26 protein-coding genes are annotated in these 24,092 nt (G+C 62.9%); 11 read left to right on the top strand and 15 right to left on the bottom strand.

Translation table 11 applies throughout. The features are described 5' to 3' along the window. Positions 1–3 precede the first annotated feature (3 nt). Both Q7T36_RS10770 and Q7T36_RS10765 read right to left on the bottom strand, forming a co-directional pair. Positions 4–690 (bottom strand): Crp/Fnr family transcriptional regulator, encoded by a 687-nt coding sequence (locus Q7T36_RS10770; protein WP_304847899.1) that lies wholly within the window; start codon positions 688–690, stop codon positions 4–6. Then, a complete protein-coding gene (locus tag Q7T36_RS10765) occupies positions 687–1,442 on the bottom strand; it encodes a class I SAM-dependent methyltransferase (RefSeq protein WP_304847897.1) in 756 nt (251 codons plus the stop codon). Before Q7T36_RS10765 ends, Q7T36_RS10770 begins: the two co-directional genes overlap by 4 nt. Positions 1,443–1,653: 211 nt before the next feature. Between Q7T36_RS10765 and Q7T36_RS10760 the strand changes: the two genes are divergently transcribed. Continuing rightward, positions 1,654–1,998, top strand: a complete 345-nt coding sequence (locus Q7T36_RS10760; protein ID WP_304847894.1) for a low molecular weight protein tyrosine phosphatase family protein — start codon at positions 1,654–1,656, stop codon at positions 1,996–1,998. Here the strand turns inward: Q7T36_RS10760 and Q7T36_RS10755 are convergent. Beyond that, positions 1,982–3,730 carry a sulfatase-like hydrolase/transferase gene (locus Q7T36_RS10755; RefSeq protein ID WP_304847891.1) on the bottom strand — a complete coding sequence of 583 codons (1,749 nt, stop codon included), beginning with the start codon at positions 3,728–3,730 and terminating at the stop codon, positions 1,982–1,984. The genes Q7T36_RS10760 and Q7T36_RS10755 overlap by 17 nt on opposite strands. Positions 3,731–3,944: 214 nt before the next feature. Here Q7T36_RS10755 and Q7T36_RS10750 point away from each other — a divergent pair, with 214 nt between their 5' ends. After that, the gene (locus tag Q7T36_RS10750; RefSeq protein WP_304847888.1) at positions 3,945–5,159 is read left to right on the top strand and encodes a S9 family peptidase; all 1,215 of its coding nucleotides are present in this window, start codon (positions 3,945–3,947) and stop codon (positions 5,157–5,159) included. 12 nt (positions 5,160–5,171) lie between these two features. On the opposite strand, the gene Q7T36_RS10745 is transcribed toward Q7T36_RS10750, so the two are convergent. Together Q7T36_RS10745 and Q7T36_RS10740 are read right to left on the bottom strand one after the other, a co-directional pair. Then, positions 5,172–5,582, bottom strand: a complete 411-nt coding sequence (locus Q7T36_RS10745) for a PaaI family thioesterase (RefSeq protein WP_304847885.1) — start codon at positions 5,580–5,582, stop codon at positions 5,172–5,174. Between the two features lie 34 nt (positions 5,583–5,616). Continuing rightward, positions 5,617–6,657 carry a fatty acid desaturase family protein gene (locus Q7T36_RS10740; protein ID WP_304847883.1) on the bottom strand — a complete coding sequence of 347 codons (1,041 nt, stop codon included), beginning with the start codon at positions 6,655–6,657 and terminating at the stop codon, positions 5,617–5,619. 91 nt (positions 6,658–6,748) lie between these two features. Between Q7T36_RS10740 and Q7T36_RS10735 the strand changes: the two genes are divergently transcribed. After that, positions 6,749–7,663 (top strand): crotonase/enoyl-CoA hydratase family protein, encoded by a 915-nt coding sequence (locus Q7T36_RS10735; RefSeq protein WP_304847879.1) that lies wholly within the window; start codon positions 6,749–6,751, stop codon positions 7,661–7,663. Positions 7,664–7,774: 111 nt separating this feature from the next. On the opposite strand, the gene Q7T36_RS10730 is transcribed toward Q7T36_RS10735, so the two are convergent. From Q7T36_RS10730 to amrS, 3 genes are read right to left on the bottom strand one after another with little or no spacing between them, the layout of a single operon-like run. After that, complete coding sequence (locus Q7T36_RS10730) at positions 7,775–8,647, bottom strand: alpha/beta fold hydrolase (RefSeq protein ID WP_304847876.1); 873 nt, start codon at positions 8,645–8,647, stop codon at positions 7,775–7,777. 35 nt (positions 8,648–8,682) lie between these two features. Continuing rightward, a complete protein-coding gene (locus Q7T36_RS10725) occupies positions 8,683–8,856 on the bottom strand; it encodes a hypothetical protein (protein ID WP_304847873.1) in 174 nt (57 codons plus the stop codon). Positions 8,857–8,910: 54 nt separating this feature from the next. Beyond that, complete coding sequence (gene amrS / locus Q7T36_RS10720; RefSeq protein WP_304847870.1) at positions 8,911–10,017, bottom strand: AmmeMemoRadiSam system radical SAM enzyme; 1,107 nt, start codon at positions 10,015–10,017, stop codon at positions 8,911–8,913. Between the two features lie 165 nt (positions 10,018–10,182). Here amrS and amrB point away from each other — a divergent pair, with 165 nt between their 5' ends. After that, positions 10,183–11,547: an AmmeMemoRadiSam system protein B gene (gene amrB / locus Q7T36_RS10715; protein WP_304847867.1), complete on the top strand. Its 1,365-nt coding sequence runs from the start codon at positions 10,183–10,185 to the stop codon at positions 11,545–11,547. Between the two features lie 242 nt (positions 11,548–11,789). Then, complete coding sequence (locus tag Q7T36_RS10710) at positions 11,790–12,692, top strand: DMT family transporter (protein ID WP_304847864.1); 903 nt, start codon at positions 11,790–11,792, stop codon at positions 12,690–12,692. On the opposite strand, the gene speD is transcribed toward Q7T36_RS10710, so the two are convergent. The 5 genes from speD to Q7T36_RS10685 are packed head-to-tail and all read right to left on the bottom strand — an operon-like array spanning position 12,689 to position 16,071. Continuing rightward, the gene (speD, locus tag Q7T36_RS10705) at positions 12,689–13,042 is read right to left on the bottom strand and encodes an adenosylmethionine decarboxylase (protein ID WP_304847861.1); all 354 of its coding nucleotides are present in this window, start codon (positions 13,040–13,042) and stop codon (positions 12,689–12,691) included. The genes Q7T36_RS10710 and speD overlap by 4 nt on opposite strands. After that, entirely contained in the window at positions 13,039–13,188 is a 150-nt protein-coding gene (locus Q7T36_RS10700) for a hypothetical protein (protein ID WP_304847858.1), read from the bottom strand. Before Q7T36_RS10700 ends, speD begins: the two co-directional genes overlap by 4 nt. Positions 13,189–13,190: 2 nt before the next feature. After that, entirely contained in the window at positions 13,191–14,633 is a 1,443-nt protein-coding gene (locus Q7T36_RS10695; RefSeq protein WP_304847855.1) for a DUF4178 domain-containing protein, read from the bottom strand. Further along, the gene (locus Q7T36_RS10690) at positions 14,634–15,668 is read right to left on the bottom strand and encodes an SPFH domain-containing protein (RefSeq protein ID WP_304847852.1); all 1,035 of its coding nucleotides are present in this window, start codon (positions 15,666–15,668) and stop codon (positions 14,634–14,636) included. 13 nt (positions 15,669–15,681) lie between these two features. Then, the gene (locus Q7T36_RS10685; RefSeq protein WP_304847850.1) at positions 15,682–16,071 is read right to left on the bottom strand and encodes a DUF350 domain-containing protein; all 390 of its coding nucleotides are present in this window, start codon (positions 16,069–16,071) and stop codon (positions 15,682–15,684) included. A 108-nt stretch (positions 16,072–16,179) separates the two neighbouring features. Here Q7T36_RS10685 and Q7T36_RS10680 point away from each other — a divergent pair, with 108 nt between their 5' ends. The 4 genes from Q7T36_RS10680 (at position 16,180) to Q7T36_RS10665 (ending at position 20,140) form a co-directional block, all read left to right on the top strand. Beyond that, entirely contained in the window at positions 16,180–17,691 is a 1,512-nt protein-coding gene (locus Q7T36_RS10680) for a polyamine aminopropyltransferase (protein ID WP_304847848.1), read from the top strand. Positions 17,692–17,798: 107 nt separating this feature from the next. Further along, positions 17,799–18,089, top strand: a complete 291-nt coding sequence (locus Q7T36_RS10675; RefSeq protein ID WP_304847846.1) for a nucleotidyltransferase family protein — start codon at positions 17,799–17,801, stop codon at positions 18,087–18,089. Beyond that, a complete protein-coding gene (locus tag Q7T36_RS10670) occupies positions 18,082–18,429 on the top strand; it encodes a DUF86 domain-containing protein (RefSeq protein ID WP_304847844.1) in 348 nt (115 codons plus the stop codon). Before Q7T36_RS10675 ends, Q7T36_RS10670 begins: the two co-directional genes overlap by 8 nt. A 109-nt stretch (positions 18,430–18,538) precedes the next feature. Further along, a complete protein-coding gene (locus tag Q7T36_RS10665) occupies positions 18,539–20,140 on the top strand; it encodes an NAD(P)-binding protein (protein WP_304847841.1) in 1,602 nt (533 codons plus the stop codon). Here the strand turns inward: Q7T36_RS10665 and Q7T36_RS10660 are convergent. Then, the gene (locus Q7T36_RS10660; RefSeq protein WP_304847838.1) at positions 20,133–20,543 is read right to left on the bottom strand and encodes a MerR family transcriptional regulator; all 411 of its coding nucleotides are present in this window, start codon (positions 20,541–20,543) and stop codon (positions 20,133–20,135) included. The two genes, Q7T36_RS10665 and Q7T36_RS10660, sit on opposite strands and share 8 nt — an antisense overlap. Positions 20,544–20,629: 86 nt before the next feature. Here Q7T36_RS10660 and Q7T36_RS10655 point away from each other — a divergent pair, with 86 nt between their 5' ends. After that, the gene (locus tag Q7T36_RS10655; protein WP_304847835.1) at positions 20,630–21,691 is read left to right on the top strand and encodes an SDR family oxidoreductase; all 1,062 of its coding nucleotides are present in this window, start codon (positions 20,630–20,632) and stop codon (positions 21,689–21,691) included. An 11-nt stretch (positions 21,692–21,702) separates the two neighbouring features. Here the strand turns inward: Q7T36_RS10655 and Q7T36_RS10650 are convergent, their stop codons facing one another. Beyond that, positions 21,703–22,359 carry a TetR/AcrR family transcriptional regulator gene (locus Q7T36_RS10650; RefSeq protein WP_304847832.1) on the bottom strand — a complete coding sequence of 219 codons (657 nt, stop codon included), beginning with the start codon at positions 22,357–22,359 and terminating at the stop codon, positions 21,703–21,705. Between the two features lie 165 nt (positions 22,360–22,524). Here Q7T36_RS10650 and Q7T36_RS10645 point away from each other — a divergent pair, with 165 nt between their 5' ends. Continuing rightward, a complete protein-coding gene (locus tag Q7T36_RS10645) occupies positions 22,525–24,090 on the top strand; it encodes an FAD-binding protein (protein ID WP_304847830.1) in 1,566 nt (521 codons plus the stop codon). Positions 24,091–24,092: the final 2 nt, after the last annotated feature.

Below are 24,092 nucleotides of genomic sequence, written 5' to 3'. Positions count from 1 at the left end.
GCCCTAGTCGCGGAAGTGGCGGACCTGCAGAATGTCCAGCCGCTGGTAGCCGGTGTCGACCAGACCCCGGCTGCGCCATTCGGCCACCACCTTGCAGGTGGCCTGGCGCGTCAGCGCCGCCATGGTGCCCAGGTTTTCCTGCGAGAAGGGCAGCGTCACCGTCCCGTCCGGGGAGGACGGGGTGAAGCCCAGCAGCAGGCGCACCAGCCAGCGCAGGCGTTCCTCGGCGCTGCGCTGCGCCATCAGTTGCGCGTGTTTCAGGGCCATGATGAAGCGCTGGTTGGCAGTTTGCAGCCAATAACGGGTCAGTTCGGGCGACGTCTCAATGCACTGGCGAAAATCGCTTGCGGGCAGGCGCACCACCTCCTGGGGCGACAAGACGCAGGCTTCGTTGAACCGTTGCAGCAACATGCCGAACACTTCCGCCTCGCCGATCAGGTGGCAATCCCGGACCAGCGCAGTGGTGAAGAGGCCGCCGTCGCTGTCCTGGACGCTGATGCGCACCACGCCGCCCGCCGGGATGTAGACCTCGGTGACGGGGTCGCCCTGCGACCACAGGCGCTCACCGGGGTTACGGTGGTCAAGTCCGGCCCGACGGGTGAGAACTTCCATCTGGGTGCCTTCCAGTCCCTGCAGCTCGGGGCATCCGCTCAGGATGGCCCGGATTCGCTCCTGTCGGGTGGCCGTCATGGCTTCCGGCCCGCCATGATCACATTGAAGCTGTCACCCTCCCATTCCCGGAGCCGGGCGAAATCCCGTTCCAGCAACGTGATGACGAAACCGGCGTCACGCATCAGCTCGTTCACCTGCGCAATGGTGATGGCGGTCATGCGGTGCCGGTCTTCCCAGTCCTGCACCCCGTTGGCGTCCTCCCGCCGGATGGCCACCTGCAAGACCATGCTTTCACTGCATCCGTCATATCGCCAGCCCGAACGGAAAGTAAAGCGGGCATGGTCCCGTTCCAGACGGGTGACGGCATCGCGGTTGTTGATGCCGTTCTTGTCCACCAGATCAAAGAGAAAGACGCCGCCCGGTTTCAGCGCCTGAAATGCCCGATTCACGGTTTCGGTCAATGCAGCCACGGGGTGGCTGTAGTGGATGGAGTACAGGAAACAGCTGATGAGGTCGAAACGGCCGGGTCCGTCGAAGGATGCCAGATCGCAAAGCATCAACGCGGCGGACGGGCAGCGCCGGGCGGTGGCTTCCAGCATCTGCGGGCTGTTGTCCAGACCGGCGACGGCAAAACCGTGCTGATGCATCTGCTGCAGCAATTGCCCGGTGCCGCAGGCCAGGTCCAGGTAATCCTTGCCCGTCGATTCCGCCAGGCAGTCAAAGGCCCGGCGCAGGAAGTCGCCCTGTTCGGCGTAGTCCACCTCATGGCAGAAGCCGTCGTAATACCCGGAGAGATCGGCATAGAGATTGCCTGCGGTGGGTTCTTGCATGAGGCCGGGTTCCGGTGACTGGCGGGATTGCCGCCAAGCCTCCGGTAAAACTGTCGCAATTGGAAGTTCATCTGTCGAAATTCAGCCGGGGTGCTCAAGAAGCCTGCACATATCCTCCAGCAGTGACCTTGCGGGGCGTATCATGGTTCCTAACCCCGGCCCCCTCGGACCTAGCCGGGGAAAAAGGACCGCCGATCACCCCGAGGGAACCATGAAACATATCCTGTTCATCTGCAGCCAGAACCGTTTGCGCAGTCCCACCGCCGAAAAGGTCTTCGCCGACTGGCCCGGCATCGAAACCGCCTCCGCCGGACTGAATAACGACGCCGAAGTCACCGTCACCCCCGAACTGCTGGCGTGGGCCGACCTGATCTTTGTCATGGAAAAAGTGCAGCGTAACAAGCTGACCCGCAACTTCCAGTCGCATCTGGCCGACAAACCCATCATCTGTCTGGAAATTCCGGATAATTACGACCTGATGGAGCCGGCGCTGGTGACCTTGCTGAAATCACGCGTCAGCCGGTATTTGCCGGCGAAGCCTATAGCCGTTTCATGAATCCTGGCCCTACCAGTTCATCGCCCCGGTCCACCCCGACTTCGGTCGCCACCACGGCATTCAATTGTGCATTCAGCGCCAGCAGCAGCGGCTTTACCGCTTCCGGCTGCCGTGCGAGGTTGTTCAACTCGCCGGGGTCGACCTGCGTATCGTATAGCTCCAGCTGGTTGTGGCCGGTCAGGGTCGCCCAGTCGGTCGGGGTGTGGTGTTCCGAGGGTTTGAAGTAGCGGGCAAACTTGTAGCGACCGTCATGGATGCCGCGGAACAGGGCCGGATGGTCGGTACGCGGCATCGGCCACATACCGCTCAGCAGCGCCCGGATGGGCAGGAAGCGGTCGGCCAGCACATCATGATCCATCAACACACCGATGAATTCATTGTCGATATGATGGGTGGTGTTGTAGTTGAAGAGGTGGCCGCGCCGGTCCCGTTCCGAGCGCCCCTGTGCGCCGGCGATGGACGATGCCAGACTCACCCCGGCCAGTTGCGGATACAGTTCGTGAATCCTTTGGCTTTCCACCCCCGCCAGTTCCAGCAGCGTCGGCACCAGATCAATGGTGCTGCCCAGCGCCTCGGTCTGCACCCCTTTCGGTCCGTCCGGATGCACCACCATCAGCGGCACCCGCGTGTTCTCCTGATACATGAACGGCCCTTTCTGGCGCAGCCCGTGCCCTCCCGCCATTTCGCCATGGTCGGCGGTGAAGACGATGATGGTGCGGTCGGCCTGGCCGCTGGCTTCCAGGGCATCCAGCACGGTCATCAGATGACGGTCGGCGTCGCGGATGCAGTTGAAGTAGTAGTTGCGGTAGGCCCGCCAGCTGTCGTCACCGGGCGGCAGGAGGCCATAGGCCATGTCGCAGAATTTCAGGTAACTGGCGTGGGCCTCCGGTTTGCCGCGCAGGTCGTCATGGCGATTGGCGGGCAGTGGCAGCTCCCACAGGGCGCGATACAGCGGGTCATCGGGCGTCTGCGCCAGCGGTGACAGGTAGTCCTGTCGGCGTCGGGACGCGGTCTGGCTGTCGCCGGTGCTGAAGAACATGATGTCGTGCGGGTTGACGAAATTCACCGCCAGCAGCCAAGGCTTGCCGGTGTTTGCCCGGGGGCGGTCGCGCAGCCATTGCGAGGCTTCGGCGGCAATCTGGCCGTCATATTTGAAGCCGGTCCAGGTGGATCCGTGCGGATCGCCGTCGAAGTTGAAGTCCGAGAAGCCGAAGGGCTCCAGAGCATCACGGCTGCTGGGATAGCGGCCGTAGGTCAACTGGTGTCCTTCCGGCACGCCGCCCAGATGCCATTTTCCCTTGTAGGCGGTGTCATAGCCATTGGCGCGCAGGTAGTGGCCCAGGCTGGGCATGTCATCCGGGATTTCCGGTTCGGGGAAGACGCCGTGGTTGACCACCATCCGCGTTTTCTGGGTGTGCTGGCCGAAGTAGAGGTTGGAGCGCGACGGTGAGCAGGGCGTGGTGTTGACGTGGAAACGGTTGAAGGCAATTCCCCGGGAGCGCAGGCGTTCGTGACCGGGCAGCGGCAGTCCGGACGGCAGGTCGGCGTGTTCCTGATCGGTGACGATCAGCAGGATGTTCATGGGTTGCCCGCCGGGCCTGACACCCGAGGGCAGGGCAGGCACCTGGCGCGGGCGGGGCTGACGCCCGTGCAAGGCCAGCCCGGTGAGGCCGGCGCCGCCGAGCGCCCCGACCATACCGGCTCCCAACAGGGTACGTCGCTTGATGCTCATGGTGGATGGGTTTCCCGTCGGCGGCTTTTGTCATGGATAGCATGAACCGGCTGGCCCTGCACAGCAGTATCGTATCTCGGCGATACTGTAAATGCTGGATTCCCGGTTCGGCTACGTGGCGGAATCGCATACGTCCCCGTCGCGGCCGCCATTGACATCCTGCCAAGCGCTTGCTTTAGTCAGCCTCCCCTGCAACCACGTGTCGGCGAGGCCCATGTCCCCCGTTCTGCCCCCTGAAATCGTAACGCCCCGTCGCCGCCCGGCGCAATTGCGCCCTGCCAGCCCCTGGTGGCGGAACCTCGACCCGCAGTTTCCCGCGTACCGGGTGGTAAACCGCATGGACCGCTTCAAGAGGTTGCGCATGCAGACCTCGTCACTGACCGACCTGGGGCTGCGCGCGGGCATCATCGCCGCCACCACCGCCTTGTCGCTGCCGTGGAGCCTGCGGCCCGACACGCTGCTGCGCGACCGCAGGGAGCGCGCCTTCTACCATGACCTGGCCACCGACGGCGACGCCCACGCCTTCTTCCAGAAGCCGAAGCCGGGCATCCGCGTGCGCGTCCGTCACTCCGGACCGCTGGCGCATCAGCCCAAGGACGGCCAGTCCTACCTGCTAAGCTTCAAAAGCCCGTTCGAGGCGGTGAACCCGCGGGTGCGCGAGGATTACCACCGCCACGACAACAACGAGATCGCCTGGGCGCAGTACTGGAAGCACGGCGACAAGCCGCGCCCCACCATTGCCGTGATTCATGGTTTCATCATGGATAGCTACTGGGTCAACAGCAAATTCTTTGCGCTGGAATGGTTCTACGAACAGGGCTACGACGTGCTGCTCTACACCCTGCCATTCCACGGCTACCGGCAGGGGTTGCTGTCGCCGTTTTCCGGGCACGGCTATTTCTCGCACGGGCCGCTGCACATGAACGAAGTGCACGCCCACGCCATCCACGACTTCAGGGTATTTCTCGACTGGCTGTTGTCGCACGGTGTGCCGTCGGTGGGAGTTACAGGTATTTCGATGGGCGGTTACGCCACGGCGCTGCTGGCCAGTGTCGAGGATCGGCTGGCTTTCGCCATTCCGGTGGTGCCGCCCGCCAGTCTGGTGGACATGGTGTTTGAATGGCCGGTGCTGGGACACCTGATCCGTTCGGCGCTGGCCACGGCGGGCATCAGCATCCAGGAAGCGCGGCACACGCTGGCGGTGAATTCGCCGCTGACCTGGCAACTGGCCATTCCCAAGGATCGCGTGTTGCTGATCGGCGGCATGGATGACCGCATCACCTTCACCAAACACACCATGCTGTTGTGGGAGCACTGGGACCGCCCGGCCGTGCACTGGTTTCCCGGCGGCCATGTACTGCATTGGGGGCAGGGCGATTACCTGAAAGCCATGCGCCGTTTTCTGGACGGTATCGGCTTCAAACCCTGAGCGGGGCGGGGCTCAGGCGCGCGCGGGCGGAATCGCATACGTCCCCGTCGCGTGCGCCACCGGCTCCTCCTGCCCCTCCGAATAGAGCCACACTTCCCCCACCGCCAGCAGCTTGCCCAGCTTCATCAGTTTGCACTCGCCGATAATGTCGCGGTCCGCCGCCGGTTTGCGCATGAAGTTGATGTTCAGGCTGGTAGTCACCGCCAGCGGCACCAGGCCGATTTCCCCCAGGATGGCGGCGTACAGCGCCAGATCGGCGGTGGTCATCAGCACCGGCCCCGACACCGTGCCGCCCGGCCGCAACTCCGCATGACCCACGGGGTGACGCACCGTCGCCGCGCGGTTGCCCAAGGCCTCGACCTTGCACTTGTTCTGCGGGAATTCCCCGTTCAGGAACGCCATCAACGATTCTGCTGTCACCATGCTGCCTCTCCCGCCACTTCTGAAACGTGGTTCATCATGCCTGCACCGACGACAGCCGGTCCAGCACCGTCAGGTAGCCCGGCGGCTCATCCACCAGCCCGCGCGCCCGCAGCAGCGCATTCGCGTCGGGCAACCGGAAGTAAGGCACTGACGCCATGGCGTGATGCTCGATGTGGAAATTGACATGGCAGGGCGCGACAAAGGTGCGCGCCACCAGCCCGGCGCGGGTGGTGCGGGTGTTGCGGAACATGTCGGTGGTCTTCTCTGTGCCCGCGTGTTCGGCCATGGCGCGGATGCGGATGAACAGCGGATAGGGAATCAGGTAGGCCAGCACCCAGGCAAGATAGAGTTCGCCATGCCCGGCCGCCGCCAGCAGACCGAACAGCACTCCGTTCATCACAGCCGCTTTCCAGCTGTTGCCTGCGAAGGTCTTCACCACGTCCCAGGCCGTGCGTCCGTCCTGTGGCAGCTTTTCCACCTTCGACGCTACCGTCCATTTCAGGAACCCGGCGTCCATCAGCACCCGGCCCAGCAGGAACTTCAGCCCGGTGAGACCGCTGAGGTCGCGGGCGAATTTGCGCAGCAACGAGGTGCGCGAGCAGGGCAGGCCCGCCACCAGCGAAATGTCGGTGTCTTCCGGTGTGCCGGTCTTGGTGTGGTGGATGAAGTGGTGCACCCGGTACTTGGCGAGGTCCAGACCGATGGGGCGGGCGCACAGCCAGTCCGCCAGCACGTCGTTAGCCCAGGGGTTGGCAAACAGCGTCTTGTGCGAGGCCTCGTGCGAGAGGATGGCCAGCGCCAGTTGCCGTCCGCCCAGCAGCGCCACGCCCAGACCGGCCACAGGAATCATGGCAGCGGCGGGCAGCGTCAGCGCCCAGCCGGTCAAGGCAAAGCCGGCGGCGATCAGCCCCCAGGTCGAGGCGATGCCCCATGCGCCCCAAGCGTCCGAACGCGCGGTCAGGCGCTGTATTTCCTCGCGGCTGAACAGGTCGGTGACCTTGCGGCGGGTGGCCGGGCTGTGGGCGTAAACGGCGTCGCTTTGGATGCCGTCGGCGAGGGGTGAGCTGGTGTTCATCAGGATTACCCGAAATGATATTGATTGCTGATAACGGTAATGTTACACATGATTTCTGTTAATGCAAATTTATGTATCATTCGGAGCAGACATGGACACCCTGAAAACCCTCACCTACCACACCACCGGCCGCATCGCCCGCATCACCTTGAACCGGCCGGCGCGCGGCAACGGCATCACCCTCGACCTGCCGCGCGAGCTGGCCGCCTGCGTCGAACGCGCCAATCTCGATCCGGCCATTCATGTGATTGCGCTGTCCGGCAATGGCAGCGGTTTTTGCGGTGGCTATGATCTGGTGGAAAATGCGGAAGGGCTGCTGACCGGGCAGGAGAATCCCGATTGTCCGCAAGGTTCGCCGCTGGACCCGCTGGTGCAGATGCAGAATCACATTCCAAATTCAGCCTGGGACCCGATGGTCGATTACGCGATGATGAGCCGCAACGTGAAGGGCTTCATGAGCCTGTTCCACAGCGACAAGCCGGTGGTGTGCAAGGTGCACGGTTTCTGCGTGGCGGGCGGCACCGACATGGCACTGTGCTCCGACCTGCTGGTGATTGCCGACAATGCCAAGATCGGATATCCCCCAGCGCGAGTGTGGGGGTCGCCGACCACGTCGTTGTGGTTCTACCGCATCGGGCTGGAGAAGGCGAAGCGGCTGCTGTTTACCGGCGATTGCCTATCGGGTAAGGAAGCGAAGGAGTGGGGGCTGGCGATCGAGTCCGCGCCGCCGGAGCAGTTGGACGAGCGCTTCGAGAGCCTGCTGGAGCGGATTGCGCGCATGCCCATCAACCAGTTGGTGATGATGAAGTTGTTGCTGAACCAGTCGGTGATGGCGCAGGGGCTGCATTCGACGCAGGTGATCGGGACGATGCTGGACGGGATGACAAGGCATACGAAGGAGGGGTATGAATTTCAGCAGCGCTCGATGCAGGCGGGGTTCCGGCAGGCGGTCAAGGAGAGGGATGAGCCGTTTGGGGATGCGGGGTTGTCGACGTTCAAGGGCTAACTCCCGTAGGGGCGCACTACGTGCGCCCTTCTTCGCCGAACAGGCTGTCTTTTTCGAACAAATCGGTGTGTTCGTCCGCGAAGGCGCACGCAGTGCGCCCCTACGGTATCATCAATACGCTGTTGTCATCATCTCCCCCAACGCCTCTGCCACTAACCCCGGATCGGACATCGGAAAGAAATGATCCTGCTCCGCCAACTGCACATCCGTCGCATCCGGCAGTTTTGACGCCAGTTCCGCCCAGGTCGGCGACGGCCGGAAATCATGCAGCCGGTCATCCGCCCGCCGCCCGCGCGCACGGATAATCCGCACCGGCACCGTCACGCGCGGCAACAGTTCATACACCGTCTGCGCACCAATGTTGCCATACACCGCCGCCTCGCAATCCGGCGGACAGGCCAGTCGGTAATGGTCTGCGCCTTCATCCTTCACCAGACCGTACTGGCAGTAGTCACGCAGCACTTCCGGCTGCCAGGTGTCGTAGGGAATGCGCGTGCGGAAGGCTTCTTCCATTTCCTCCGGCGAGGCCCAGACATTGCGGCGGCGAGACACCGGTTCAAACGAACCGGCGGCCTGCCACAGCGGCAGGAATTCAGGTGGCGGGATCACCGGGTCCAGCAGCAACAGGCTGTTGAAACGGTCTGTCTCGCGCGCCGCTACCTGCACCAGGATATGACCGCCGAAGGAATGCCCCGCAGCCGTGATGTTGCGCAGGTCCAGTTCACGAACCAGTTCGGTAATCATCTCGCTGGTTTCATCCCAGCCGGGCGGCGGGCGCACGGCGTCGCTGCCGCCGTGGCAGGGCAGGTCGACGGCAAACACCGGCCGTCCCGGCAGGCGGCGCACCACCTCGTCCCAGCAGCGGGCGTGAAAACCGGTGGCGTGCAGCAGCAGGATCGGATCTCCTTCACCCGGCCAGCAGGTCACATGCAGGCGCAGGCCGTGAATGGTATGGAAGGAGTCGGTGGGGGTGCGTTCAGTCATGGGTTGCTCAAGCAATGGAATGGCAAAGGGTGGTTTCAGGTCGCCTTGACCTTGCGTTCACCGCAGCGTTCGCAACGCCAGACGGTGACCAGTTTTCCCTGCTGCACGTCGAACTGTTTTTCCTGCAGGATCTGCCAGCGATGAAATCCGTGCTGGCACAAGCCCTTGGGCGGGGCGGACGGTTTGCGGAAGGGCAGCACGTTCGACATGGCCGGAAATCTCACGGGTGGAAAGTGACGGCTATCTTAGCCTTGAATGCCCCCTCAGGTCATGGTCACGCGCAGCCGTTTTGCGCCCCAGTTGCCGGGTTTAGGCTGGAAATGCCCCGCCAGCGGTGTACCGCAGTTCCGGCATTCGCCCTGATCATTCAATCCCCAAGCCCCCAATTGATACCAGTCGCGTTCAATCAGCAACTCTCCGCAATGGTGGCAGGCCGTGCTGCCGCCCTCGGTATCATGCACGTTGCCGGTATAGGCGTAACGCACGCCGTTGGCCATGGCGATCCGCCGTGCCCGTTGCAGCGTCGCAGCGGGTGTGGTCGGGATGTCACGCATCTTGTAGTCCGGATGAAAGGCCGTGAAGTGCATCGGTACGTCCGGACCCAGTTGTTCCACCACCCATTGCGTCATCGCCTGCAGTTCGGCATCGCTGTCGTTGAGGCCGGGAATCAGCAGTGTCGTCAGTTCCAGCCACACCGGCGTTTCGCGTTTCAGCCACATCAGGGTTTCCAGAACCGGCTGCAGGTGTGCGCCGGTGGTCTTGTAGTAGAAGTCCTCGCTGAAGCCCTTCAGGTCGACATTGGCGGCATCCATGTGCCGGAAGAATTCCTCGCGCGGTTCGGCGCAGATATAGCCCGCCGTCACCGCTACATTGCGGATGCCCTGTTCGCGGCAGGCTTGCGCCACGTCGATGGCATATTCGTGGAAGATCACCGGATCGTTGTAGGTGTAGGCGACGCTTTGCGCGCCGGTGCGCACGGCGGCTTGGGCGATGGCCTGCGGCGAGGCCTGATCCATCAACGTGTCCATTTCACGGGACTTGGAGATGTCCCAGTTCTGGCAGAATTTGCAGGCCAGGTTGCAGCCCGCCGTGCCGAAAGACAGCACCGAACTGCCGGGCAGGAAATGGTTGAGCGGTTTCTTTTCAATCGGGTCGAGGGCGAAACCGCTGGACCGGCCATAGGTGGTCATCACCACGGCATTTCCGGCGCGTCCGCGGACAAAGCACAGCCCGCGCTGGCCCTCCTGCAGCTTGCAGGCGCGTGGGCACAGGTCGCACTGGATTTTCCCGTCCGGCAGCGTATGCCAGTACCGGGTCGGCACCACACCCGGGTCGTGCAGGTTGATCGGAGCGTGGATGGCGTCGGACATGGGGAATTCGATGCTGGATGAATTATGAACAGTATGGGGGAGGCGGCGTGCGTTTCAAGGTCATGCTATCCGTTCGGTGGCGGTTTCTGTGGGCTTGACGGTATCGTCAGACGCGTCAACACGGGCTAAGCTGTCTGTCAGCTGTAGCAGTTGTTGAGGCAAAAGATGTCGCTGATACGCGAACCGGCCGTTGCAGGCCGGTTTTATCCCGCCGAACCCGAGGCGTTGAGCTCGACCGTCCAGTCCTGTTTTGAGCGCGCCCCCCTTCCCAAGCCGGGGGCGGCCTGTCCCCGCGCGCTGATCGTTCCCCATGCCGGTTATGTCTATTCAGGCGTGGCCGCCGCCACGGCCTTCGCCCACTGGCGAGCGCACCGTACGCTGATCTGGCGGGTGGTGTTGCTGGGGCCTTCCCACCATGTTCCTTTTCGCGGGCTGGCGCTGACCACGGCGGACAGTTACCGCACGCCGCTGGGGGAAGTCCATCTGGATACCGCGTCCGTCAGCCGGCTGGCGGAGTTGCCGGGCGTCCGCGTGCTGGATCAGGCGCATGTGCCCGAGCACAGTCTGGAAGTCCAGTTGCCGTTCCTGCAGTCGGTGCTGGGCGATTTCATGCTGCTGCCGATCGTGGTGGGTGACGCGGATCCCGCTCAGGTGGAAGCGGTGCTGGAGTCGTTCGGGGAGGATGAAGGCACGGTTTTTGTCATCAGTTCGGACCTGTCGCATTACCTGGATGATGCCACCGCGCGGAGTCTGGATGCCCGGACCTGCCAGGCCATCGAGTCGCTGGACGCGGCGGCGCTGGGGGATGACCAGGCCTGCGGCCGCCTTCCGGTAAAGGGCTTGCTGCAACTGGCCAAGCGTCGTGGCTGGAAGGCGGTGACGCTGGCGCTGTGTAATTCCGGCGACAGTGGCGCGGGCCGTGAGCGGGTGGTGGGCTATGGCGCCTGGGCGTTTTATGCCGACAACTCCCCGTCCGGCCGCTTGTCCAGCAGTGATCGCGATACGTTGAAGTCCATTGCCTGGGCCTCCATCCGGCGCGGTCTCAGTGAAGGCCGGCCGCTGGCGGTCAACCCGGCGGTGTATCCGGCCATACTGGCCGCCAACGGGGCGGTGTTTGTCACCCTGAACAAGGATGGCGAGTTGCGCGGCTGCATCGGTTCGCTGGAGGCCCGGCGGCCGCTGGTGGAAGACGTGGCGCAACATGCCTGGGATGCAGCCTTCAACGACCCGCGCTTTCCACCGGTGACCGCAGCGGAGCTGGACTCCCTCGACATGCATATTTCCCTGCTGGTGCCCCCGGAGCCTTTTCCGGTGCGGGATGAGGCGGATCTGGTCTCCCATCTCCGCTCCGGGATTGACGGCATCATCCTGGAGGAAGGCAGCCGCCGCGCCACCTTCCTGCCCTCGGTGTGGAGCCAGCTGCCCGACCCCCGCGATTTCCTGACGCATCTGAAGCGCAAGGGCGGCTGGCCGGCCGGTTACTGGAGTCCGCGCATCAAGGTGTGGCGTTATGCGGTTGAAGAATTCTGAAATTCACGCTTGACCGTTTTCCCCGTTCCCGGCAGTATCGGGTCATTATGACATTCCAATCCGTTGTCTCCGTCCGTCGAGTCCATGCCCTGCGCAAAGCGGCAGCATGGTGCTCGTCCCTGTCCCGGCGGCCAGACAAGGAATAATCCAGCACCCTGTTCCCCCTGAAAAAGGCCGCCATCCCAGCGGCCTTTTTTGTTTTTCCGTTCCCCCCAAAACCAAACCCAAAGAAGGAGAGAGTCATGGAATCCGAACCCCCGCAGATGCAGGTCGCCAGTCGTTACGCCCTGCTGGTTTTCATCTGGTCCACCACGCCGCTGGCGGTGGTCCTGAGCATTCGCGAGCTGCACCCGGTGTGGGCGCTGGCCTTGCGATTTGCCCTGGCGGCGCCGCTGGCGGCCCTGTGTCTGTGGATGTTGGGGGAACGCCTGCCGTTCCATCGTGAAGCCGTGAAAAGTTATGCGGCGGGCATGCTCAGCCTGCTGGGCGCGATGCTGTTTACCTACCTGGGGGCGGCTTACCTGCCGTCGGGGCTGATCTCGCTGCTGTTCGGGCTGGCGCCGTTGTTTGTGGGCCTGCTGGCGCACGGTGTCTTTCGCACCCAGTTGCTGCGCGCGGAGCAGTGGGTGGGTATGGGCATGGCCTTCGGCGGGCTGGTGTTGATCATGCAGGGCGGACCGCATGTGGCGGCGCAGGGGCGGGGCGTGTTCCTGGTGTTGATGGGTGTGTTCTGTTACGTGGCTTCAGTGTTCCTGCTGAAGCATGACAAGGCGAAGCTCCATCCGCTGGCCCAGACGACCGGATCGTTGTTGTTCTCGTCGGCGGGTATGCTGCTGGTGCTGCCGTTTTATGCGCACGCCATGCCGCGTGTGATGCCCGGCTGGGTGACGTTGACGGCGCTGGGCTACAGCGTGGTGATGGCGTCGGTGGTGGCGATGTTGTGCTACTTCTTCCTGGTGAAGGCGCTGCCGCCGGCGACGGTGTCGTTGACCACTTTCCTGACGCCCGCCCTGGCGCTGGTGTGGGGGGCGTGGCTCAACGGCGAACGCTTCACCACGGTGACGGTGCTGGGCATGGCGGTGATCATTGCCGGGTTGGGTACGTATTTCCTGCGTGACCTGCGGGCGATGCGCGCAGCGGCCTAGCGGGAGGAGGGGCCCCGTTTCACCACATGCTGGCGGATGCTGCCGGGGTCCAGCGCGTCCACCAGCACTTCCACGGCGCTTTCAGGCTGACAGTCGCCGCACATGAAGATATCAATGGCGGCGTAGCGGAATTCCGGCCAAGTATGGATGCTGAGGTGGGATTCCTGTAGCAACAGCACCCCGGTGACGCCCTGATGCCCGCCAAAATGATGGAAGTTCCCCGAGAGGATATGCGCCCCGGCCGCGGTCGCGGCCCGGCGCATGGCGTCTTCCAGGCGCGCCGGGTCGGCCAGCAGCTCCGGGTCCACGTCATTGCACTCCAGCAGTACATGCAGTCCCAACCAGTTCATTTGTGACTCCATCCGCCCGAGCCGAAACTGCTGCTGTTGCCGCTGCTCCAACTGCGGCTGGCGGTCCCCTTGCTCTGGCTGAGGTTGATCAACGTGGTCAGCAACACCACTACCAGACCGAGCAGGACATAGTTGGTTTTTGACATGCTCAGTCCCCCGTCCGGTTGAAGATCCACAGCACACCCCAGGCAATCAGCGTCACCACCAGATTGCCATTGCCGAAGACAATCAGCGGCAGGTTGATCACCCACAGCAGGGTGCTGAAGATCTTGAACAATGAACCGAGTTCACCGGGAGCCTTCAACACGGGGTTGTAGCGGGGGGCAACCGGAACCTCACGGCCAAACCAGCCCAGCACGGTGGCGGCTGGCTCACGCCGCGCCAGGCTCCAGGTGATTTCGTCCTGATAGCTTTCGCGGGTCAGCTTGAAATTGGCGGCCTTGAAGTCGGAAATCTCGCTGCGGTCACCGACGCGGATGCGCCAGTTGAACGCCCCGGCGGCATAGGTGACTTCCGAACCGTAAGTCCATTCACGTTTCAGGGTCTGGCCCTGATAGCGAATCCGGCTGTCATCCAGGATATCCGGAATTTCATTGAGCACCGCGACGGTTTCCCAGCCCTCATCACTTTCCACCAGCCAGCTGAAGCCTTTTTTCAGGTTGAACAGCAGGTATTCGGTCCAGACGGAATCTTCTTCACCCGATTCCCGGGCCTTGAGGAAGCCGATGACGGTCCAGGCGGCGCCATCGAAGTTGCCGATTTCGCCCAGCCGCAGCGTACTTTGGGCGCTGACGGCCTCGTGGATGGCCAGTACGGTGGCCTTGTCGCCGTTCAGGTCGACATCGGCATGGCAAGACGGGCACACCAGATGCGCGGTCATGCCGGTGACTGCCTGGATGGGGCTGCCGCAGTTCGGGCAGTCCAGCGCCTGGATCTTCCCTTTTTCCTGGCCGGTATTGCGGGCAATCTGCTCTTCATCGCGCAGCAACTGGCAGTTCAGTTCGTCGAGGGTGACGGCGCGCCCGGCATAGCAGACCGGCGGCGTACCCTCGGAATAATCCAGGGTCAGGAAATGCGCGCCGACCCGGAAGTCGGCGGTTTTGGCCTCCCAGCCTTTGCCAACCGCGAATGGCAACTCCCCCTGACCGCCGGTGCATTGCGCCGTGCGCACATCCGAGGCGCGGAAGGGCTGGTCCTGCCAGTAAAACAGCTTGCCGGGTTTCAGTCCTTCAAAGGGCGGGGCGTTGGTCACCGGCGGCTGGCGCAGGGTGAACACATACTGACCGGAGGCTTCGGACAGCCAGCCTTCCGTACCGTCGTCGAACCAGGCAAACCACTCGCTCCAGCGGCCGCTGTCGTAAGCCATTTGCAGTCGGCCCAGCAGGGTGAAGGCCCGGCCTTCATACTGCCCGGTGACGCCGGTCTGCAACGGCGACAGGTCGTCCAGCACCTGTGAAATCTTGCCCTGGTCGCGCACCGATTCCGCATCCCTGAGCGCGGTGGTCTGGCAATAGCCGCAAACCGCCATCACCGAGGCCGGTGAGCGGAAGTTGAGCGGCGCGCCGCAACCGGGGCAGGGGGCGGTAAACATTCAGCCCATCAGCTTCTTCAGCACTTCCGCCTTGGCGGTGTCGTAGTCCGCCTGCGAAATCAGGCCCTTGTCCAGCAGGCCCTTGAGCTTTTCCAGCCGAGCGGCGGGGTCATCGGCAGCCGCCGGGGGGGCGGATTGTGCGCCCAGCGCCGATTGCGCCACGGCGGCGGGGTTGAAGGCGTTGCCCATGGCCTGGGTCATCATCTGGCCCATGCCGACCCCGGCGGCCAGTCCGGCGCCCAAGCCCGCCAGCCCACCTTCGTTCTGCGCGGCCAATGGAATGGAATTCGCCATCTGGTACTGGGTGAACTTGCCCATGTCGCCCATCATGCCCATGGAAATGCGGGTGTCGATCGCCTTCTGCAGTTCGTCCGGCAGCGACACGTTTTCCACCACAAAGGCGTCCAGTTTCAGTCCGTAACGGCTGAACAACGGCTTCAGGCCTTCGGCAATCTTCTCGCCCATCAGCCCCTGGTTGGCCGCCATGTCCAGGAAGGGCAGGCCGGAGCCGCCGATGGAGGCGCTGATGTTGGCGACAATCAGGTTGCGCAGCTGCGGTTCCAGTTGTTCGGCGGTGTAGGTGTCGTTGGCGCCGGTGATGGTGGTGTAAAAGTTGCGGACATCATCCAGCTCATAGGAAAACATGCCGAAGGCGCGCAGCCGCACCATGCCGAAATCGCTGTCACGGAGGGTGATGGGTTGCGGCGTGCCCCACTTGCGGCCCAGTTGCAGGCGCGTGCTGAAGAAAATCACGTCTGACTTGAACGGGGAGGCAAACAGCTTGTCCCAGTTCTTGAGGTTGGTGAGTACCGGCAGGGTACGGGTTTCCAGCGTGTAGAGTCCGGGGCCGAAGACATCGGCCACCTGGCCCTCGTTGACGAAGACGGCGATCTGGCCGTCGCGCACCGTCAGTTGGCCGCCGTACTGGATTTCATTGTCCTGGAACGGGTAGCGCCACATAAGCACGCCGTCCGGCTGGTCAGTCCATTCAATGACATCAACAAACTGCTTGGTGATAAAGGACATCAGGCCCATGAAAATTCTCCGTTCAGGACAGGCAGGCGGCGTTGATGATGCCGAAGGTGAGCGATACGCCGCCCAGCAGCATCCCCACCGCCTTGTTGTTGGCGCACAGCGACTGTTCCAGTTCGGGAATCAGCCGTGAAATCAGGATGAAGGCGGCCAGTTGCACCGCCATGGCCAGCGCCGCCCAGATGGCGAAGCTGATGAAGTCGGCGCTGTGGGTGATGCTGGAGGCAACAGTGAGCACGAAACCCAGCAGCGCGCCGCTGAAACTGAGCGCGGCGGCGGTGCAGCCTTCGCGGATCAGTTTCAGTTCGTCATAGGGGGTGACGCGGGTATAGACCAGGGCGAACAGGCTGACAAACAGCAGCCCGGCCACAAGGTGGATGAAGTAGTTGAGGATGTCGTTGGCCATGGGCGTTTCCTGGCGTCTGGCGGGAACGGAATTTCCCTAATACTAGCATGGGTTCCCGGGTCACGATATGACACTATAATCGGCATTCACCCATCCTGCCGGCCCGCCATGCTCGACCGCACGCTCATCCTCTCCGTCTTCATCGTCGCTTCCTGCGGCCTGGCTTACGAGCTGATTGCCGGGGCGTTGTCCAGCTATCTGCTGGGCGACTCCATCCTGCAGTTCTCCACCATCATCGGCGCTTACCTGTTCGCCATGGGCATCGGCTCGCACCTGTCGAAGTATGTACCGGAAGAACGCACGCTGGACCGCTTCATTGAAGTTGAGTTGCTGGTGGGGCTGATCGGCGGTGCGTCGGCGGCGGTGCTGTTCATGGTCTTTGCGTGGTTGTCCACGCCGTTTCGCACCGTGCTCTATGCGCTGGTGCTGATCATCGGCATTCTGGTGGGCATGGAAATTCCGCTGGTGATGCGGGTGCTGAACCGGCGTCAGGCGGAATTCAGCGAGCTGGTGAGCCGGGTGCTGACCTTTGACTATCTGGGGGCGCTGGCGGTGTCGCTGTTATTCCCGCTGGTGCTGGCGCCGACCCTGGGTCTGGCGCGCACCGGTTTCCTGTTCGGCCTGCTCAACGCCGGGGTGGCGTGGTGGACGGCGCGGCGTTTCCGTCATGAATTGCAGCGGCCCCGTTTCCAGCAGCAACGGGCGCTGGCGGTGATGCTGTTGCTGGCAGGCGGGCTGTTCGGCGGCGACCGGCTGGTGCAGTGGTCCGAGCAGCAGATCTACAGTGATCCGGTGATCTTCGCCCAAACCACGCCTTACCAGCGGCTGGTGATCACGAAATGGAAGGACGACCTGCGACTGCACATCAATGGCAACCTGCAGTTCTCCAGCCGGGATGAACATCGTTATCATGAAGCGCTGGTGCACCCGGCCTTGGCGACCTTGCCGGCGGCCAAGCGGGTGCTGGTGTTGGGCGGCGGCGACGGGCTGGCGGTGCGGGAAATCCTGCGTTATCCGAATATTGAACAGGTGACGCTGGTGGACTTGGACCCGGCCATGACCGGGCTGTTTGCCCGCAATCCCGAACTGACGGCGCTCAACCGGCATGCGCTGACCGACAAGCGCGTCACCGTCATCAACGACGACGCCGGGCGCTGGCTGGAAACCCATGACGGGGTTTATGACGCCATCATCGCCGACTTTCCCGACCCGTCGAATTTCGGCCTCGGCAAGCTGTATTCGGTGCCGATGTACCGGCTGATGAGCCGTCACCTGGCCGAGCACGGCCTGCTGGTGGTGCAATCCACCTCGCCGTATTACGCGCCGCGTTCCTTCTGGTGCATCAACGCTACCTTGCAGGCCGCCGGTTTTGTGACGCGGCCCTACCATGCCCATGTGCCGTCGTTCGGGGAGTGGGGCTATATCCTGGCCGCCAGGCATCCCGACTACCGGCCGCCGGAACGCTATGCGCTGAAGATGACTTTCCTGGATGCGGCCAGTACACGGCTGATGTTCAGCTTCCCGCCCGACATGCAGCCCTGGCGGGTGGAAGCCAATCACCTCAACAACCAGGCGCTGGTGCATTACTTCCAGCAGGACTGGGGGGATGTGATCCGGTGAACCCATGCATGAAATATACTTCATGCCAAGAATGATCAGGCAACAGGCGTACAATCACAACGCTCATGAGGGCGAAAAGGCCTTGAACTGTATGAGGAGCAAGACACATGAACCGAGAGTTGGCCTTGGCTGCATTAGCCCGCAGCAAACCCGTTCTGGCGGCCCGTTATGGTGTCACCCGTCTCGCCTTGTTTGGTTCAACGGTACGCGGTACGCCTCGCCCTGACAGCGATGTTGATGTGCTGGTGGCGTTTGATGGCGCGGCCAGCGCCGCACGTTATTTTGGCGTGCAGTTTTATCTGGAAGATGAGTTGGGTTGTGCGGTTGATCTGGTGTCGGAAAAAGCCCTGAGGGCGGAGTTGCGCCCCTTTATTGAAAACGAGGTGGTGTATGTCTGAACCGGCGCGTGAGTGGCGTTTTTATCTGGACGACATGATCGGTTTTTCGGAAAAGGTATTGGCCTACACCGAGGGGTTTGATCAGGCGGGCTTTGAAGCCAGTGCGCTGAATTACGATGCAACGTTACGCAACCTGGAACTGATTGGCGAGGCGGCAACACATATACCGGAGGCGGTTCGATCTGCACACACCGGCATTCCATGGCGCATGATCATCGCCACCCGGAACCGACTGATTCATGGTTATCTGGGTATCGATAATGATACGGTCTGGAGCATTATTCAGGACGAAGTGCCCGTTTTGTTGCAGCAACTGGAAGCGATGCGGGGGCAAGCCTGATGAGCAGCCGGATTCTCCATCACCTCAGTTTTGGTCAAGCGAACCGTCTTGCAGGCAAGCGACTTCGGATTGACCCAAAAACGGTGCGGCAAGGAGGAAATAACTTCCGGTGAACCGCCGTCAGTTCCTGCAGCTTGGCGGCGCTTCCTTGCTGGCCGGATGCAGCCGTCCCGGCCTGCCGCCCGTTCCGCCCTGGCTGCCCGTCACCATCCGTCGTCCGGGCATGGCCGAAGGTCACTGGTTGCGCAACCTCAAGTCCTTGCCGCCGTCCGCCGGGGAGCGCCGCACCCGCACGGTGATCATCGGCAGCGGTATTGCCGGGCTGACAGCGGCGTGGCGGCTGGTGCAGGCGGGTTATCACGACTTCGTGCTGCTGACCGGCCCGGAACCGTTCGGCAACGCCGACGGCGGCCGCTGGCAAGACGTGGCGTATCCCCGTGGCGCGCATTACCTGCCGCTGCCCACCCGCGAAAGCACCCATGTACGTGAATTGCTGCAATCGCTGGGGGTGATCGAGGCCGATGCGTTCAGCGAACGGCCGCGCTACGACGAACGCTTCCTGCTGCATGCCGGCGCCGAGCGCCTGCTGGTGGACGGCCATTGGCAGGACGGCCTGTTCCCCGCGCATTCGTCATCGGCAGAGGCGCAGCAACATGGACGTTTCATGGCCTTCGTCAACAACCTGCGCGGGCGCACCGGGCGTGACGGCAAGCCATTGTTTGCGATCCCGGTGGTGCTGTCCTCGCAGGATGCCGACTGGCGGGCGCTGGACCGGCAAACCTTCGGACAGTGGCTGACCGCCAACGGCTACACCGCCCCCGGTCTGCGCTGGTACCTGGATTATTGCTGCCGGGATGACTACGGGTTGGATGCCGCGCAGGTGTCGGCCTGGGCGGGGCTGCATTACTTCGCCGCCCGCAACGGGCTGGGGCGTCACACCGAAGAGGATGCGGTGCTGACTTGGCCGGAAGGCTTGCAGGCGCTGGCGCAACCGATGGCGGCGGCTTGCCGGGCGCAGCAATTGCCGGGGCTGGCGTTGCAGCTTCGTGAGCACGGCGGCGGGGTGAGTGTGGACTATGCCGACCGGGCGTTTGGCAAGGTCATGACCTTGAAGGCGCAGCGGGTGATCTGCGCCACGCCGCTGCATGTCGCGGCGCGCCTGATGCCGCCGCTGATGACGGATCTGGGATTCGATGTGCACACGGACCTGCCGCCGCATGCGCCGTGGCTGGTGGCCAATCTCTATCTGGACCGCTTTCCCGAGGAGTTGCCGGGCGAGGAACAGGCCTGGGACAACGTGGTGTTCGGCAGCCGGGGGCTGGGATTTGTGGTGGCGACACATCAGCTGATCCGGGCGGCGAAACCGGCGCGGACGGTGTTGACTGCGTATACGGCGCTGGCGGAACGTTCGCCGGGCGACAGCCGGTTGTGGCTGCAGCAGACCTCGCAGGCGGAACTGGTGGCGCAGGGGCTGGTAGATGTGGTGACGGCATACGGCCCGCAGCTGTGGCGCGGGGCGAAGGGGCTGGAACTAACCCTGCGCGGTCATGCCATGGCGTCGCCCGCGCCGGGCTATTTGTCGCAGCAGGGATTGCGGGCCTTGCGCGAGACAGACGGGAAGGTGCTGTTTGCCCACGCGGACCTGTCGGGCTATTCGGTGTTTGAGGAAGCGGCCTGGTGGGGGTGGCGTGCGGCGGGGCTGATCATCTGAATTCGGCACGGATTAACTGAATGGCTTGCGGAGATTGGCCCGCCTCACAATCCCGCCGCAAGGGGCAGTCGTTGCCCAGGGCCAACCCGGCCAGCCGTTCGCGCAACGCCTGCAGGGTCGCAATCCGCTGGTCGATGACGGCAATCTTTTCCGCCACAAAGGCTTGCACCTCTTCCACCGGCAAGCCACCCTGCATCAGTAACGGGGTGATTTCGCGGATCTCCGCCAGCGAAAAGCCCAGCTCCTGCGCCAGTTTCACAAACTGCACCATTTCCACGGCGGCGGGTGGATAGTCCCGGTAACCGTTGTTTTCACGTCGGCCCTGCAGCAGGCCCAGCCGTTCATAAAACCGCAAGGTGTCACAGCTGACGTCGGCCGCTTTGGCCAGTTGTCCGATCCGCATGATTTTTCTTTCCGATTCCGCTTGACCCTTGAGTCTACTCCAAGGTTTAGCCTTGCGGATACCACTTCAAGAACGGGAGAAACATCATGGCGACTGTACTGGTGACCGGGGCCAGCGGCTATATCGGGCGATTTCTGGTGAAGGAGCTGCTGGAAAAAGGGGAGACGGTGTTTGTGCTGCTGCGGCGTCCGGCGGTGCAGTTGCCGGAATTGCAGGCCTGGCTGGAAGCCCACGGCGTGGCGGGTGGCGCTGTGCAGGCGGTGGCGGGGGATCTGTCGCGACCGGGAGCCGGGGTGGATGAAGCCGGCTGGCAGGCGATGGCGGCTGTCACCGTCATTTTCCACAGCGGGGCGTTGTTTGGCTGGAGCCTGCCGGAAGCCGAAGTCCGGGCCGTCAATGTTGTTGGCGCGGTTTCGCTGCTGGAGACAGCCGCGGCGAAGTTATCCCTGCAGCGATTCATTCAGGTATCCGGCTACATGCTGACCATCAGCGGTCATCTGGCCGCCTTGGGAATTCAGGGTGATGGATCTGCCGCAGACTGGCCAGCCATTTACCGTCGCACCGGCTCCTACGAAGCTTCCAAGCTGGAAGGCCACTTTGCCGTGAAGCGGGCGGCGGCGCGTCTGGGTGTGCCGCTGACGGTCATCCATCCGGCGACGCTGGCCGGTCATGCCGGGACGGGGGAGTTGCCGGCATCGCAGGAAGTGGCGCGCAGCCTAGAATATCTGCTGGCGGGACGCCTGCCGGTGGTGCCGGGGGGAGGCAAGTATCGCCTGCCGCTGGTCAGCATGGACTATCTGGCAGCGTTCATGGCGCGGGTGATGGATTATCCTGAAGCGGCGGGGCGGGAATACCTGCTGGCGGATGCCGGAACCCCGGACCTGAAAACGGTGATGACGCTCTATGCGCGGGCGGCGGGTGTCCGGGCGCCGTTGCTGGCCTTGCCGGTGCCCTGTTTGCGGCAACTGGCGCGGTGGTCGTGGCTCTCGGCCCGGACCGGGCTTACGGTCGAGAAACTGGATTTCCTGCGGCAGGAGCCTCTGGAAACAATAGAGACCGAGCGGATGGCGCAGCAGATGGGATTGCGGCAACCGGCGTTGGAACGGGTGGTGGAAGCCGTGATCCGGAACCGTCGGCTTGCCGGGTGACCGCCGTTGGCTCAGCCTTTTGCAAAGGCCTCAATCGTGGCCTTGTACAGCACCTTCATCGATTCCTTCAACTGCCGCACAATGCGGTTGCGCTGCTCTTCCGGCAGGGCCAGCGTCAGCTTGGTAATGGCGCTGGCTGATTCGGTCAACATCAATGACAGGCCCTGCATCCGGTCACGGTCCGCCGTCGGTCGGATGGTCATGATCGCCTCCGTCACCATTTCGGCCAGATTCAACGTGTCCTGATCGTTCAGGATGCGCAGCTCCGGGGTGGCGGCGATGCAGCCCCACACTTCCACATAGGCCGGGCTGGACAGCTGCAGCTCGGTGATCAGGTCCACCATGCGGTCGATCAGTTGTTCACCGCCTTCCAGCCGTCCGTTTTCCACAAAACGCATCAGGTCGCCGCCCAGCTCTTGCTGCACCGTCTGGCTGTAACGCAGCCAGATTTCCTTGACGATGGCTTGTTTCGTCGGAAAGTACTGGTACACCGAGGCAATCGGTATCTCCGCTTCCCGTGCAATTTCCCGCATCGAAACCGCCTCGTAACCGTTGTCGCCGAACAGGCGCAAGGACACATTGACTACGGTTTCAAAGCGCAGCTGGCTGCGTTCCTGGCGGGGAACGCGTTTCAGGTGGGCGTGCATCATTTCAGGATCGCTTGACAAGATGTCCGGTTCCGGTTAAAAAAGACTCAAAGGTGAGCGATGCTCATGTTTATGGTCGCATCCCATCTTTACAGTTTACCCGCGCCGGGCGGCGCAGGGAAACGTATCGACCAACACAACAACCATCATTACAAGAATCAATCACGCATGGCGTGGGGGGACACGATGAAACAAACCGGAAAATTGGCCAGGCTGGGCATCCAGCTGGCAGGGGTGGCCGCGCTGGCCGGCATGCTGGGCGGTTGTGACGAGTGGGAAAACGTCATGAAGACCGAGAAAGTGACGCCGAAATACCGGGCGCAACCCGACAGCGCCAAGCAATTGATGAGTTACATCAGCACCGCCAGCAGTAATGGCAAGCGCGTGCGCATGACCGGCTCCGGCCATTCCGCCTCGGACATCACCATCACCAATGAAGTGCTGTTCACCCCGGAAAAGCTCAACAAGCCGTTGAACCTGGACCGCGCCCGCCTGAAGAACCCCGCCGATGACAAACTGGTGCGGGTGCAGAGCGGCATGCGCATCCGCGAACTGAATACCCTGCTGGACAGCAAGGGGCTGGCCTTCAGCAATCTCGGCGGCTATGACGGCCAGACCATTGTGGGCGTGATGATGACCGCCACCCACGGCTCCGGCCTGGCTTATGGTCCCATCGCCGATCAGGCGCAGAGCATCCAGATGGTGGTGGAAGGCGGGCGAATGGTGCAGATTGAACCCACGAACGGCATCACCAACCCCGCCACCTGGCGCGGACGGCTGGAAGAAGACTCCACCATTCCCGTGGAACTGATCCAGAACGATGACGCCTTCAACGCGGCCCGGGTTTCCTTCGGCTCCATGGGGGTGGTGTATTCCGTGGTGTTGCGCGCCGACCAGAAATTCTGGCTGCGGGAGGTGCGCCGCAAGATCAAGTGGTCCGAACTGAAGAAGCCCGGCGGTTATTTGGAACGCCTGATGCAGGGGCTGCCGGTCTATGCCGACAAGCCGTCGCCGGAGCACTGGGAACTGCAGTACACGCCCTATGCCGACGCCAACGGCGACCATACTTTCCTGATCACCGAACGTCATCGCTCCTACACGCCCTTGCCGGAACAGCCCGCCAGTGAACGCGGTCAGCCGGGTACCGATTTTGTCTCCGGGTTGATCACGGTGGTGGAGCAGCCGATCGCCGCGATCATCGACACCTTCCCCTCACTCGGCAAAACCATCCTGGAGCAAAGCCTGACTTCCCAGGAAGACGACAACTACACCAACGTCAGCTATAAAGTGTTCCATATTGGTGTGGTCAACGACACCCCGGCCATCGGCATCGAAGCCGCTTTCGACCTCAGCCAGACGGTGGCGGCGCTGGAGCGTTCCTTCGCCTTGTCGGACCAGTTGTTTGCGCAGGGCATGGTTCACACCTCGCCGATTGCCATCCGTTTCGTCAAGAAGACCGATGCCCTGGTGGCGATGCAACAGGGCCGGAATACCGGTTTCATGGAAGTGATCGGCATGCGCGACAGCAAGAGCACCGTGCCGTTGCTGAAGAGCTACCAGCGCACCATGTACCAGGATCTGGGCGCACGCCCGCACTGGGGGCTGGACCTGAACCTGCTGACCGGCGAGTCGCAACTGCGCGGCCTGTATCCGAAGTGGGATGTGTGGAAGGCGCAATACCGCCGCTTCAATGGCGGCACCTTTGACGGCAAGGTGACGGACCGCTTGGGCATTTCGGTGCGTCCGCGTTGATC

The organism is Fluviicoccus sp., from assembly GCF_030646115.1.
GTDB lineage: Bacteria > Pseudomonadota > Gammaproteobacteria > Pseudomonadales > Moraxellaceae > Fluviicoccus.
The sequence above is the reverse complement of the archived record's forward strand: the minus strand, read 5'-3'. Positions and strand labels throughout refer to the sequence as shown.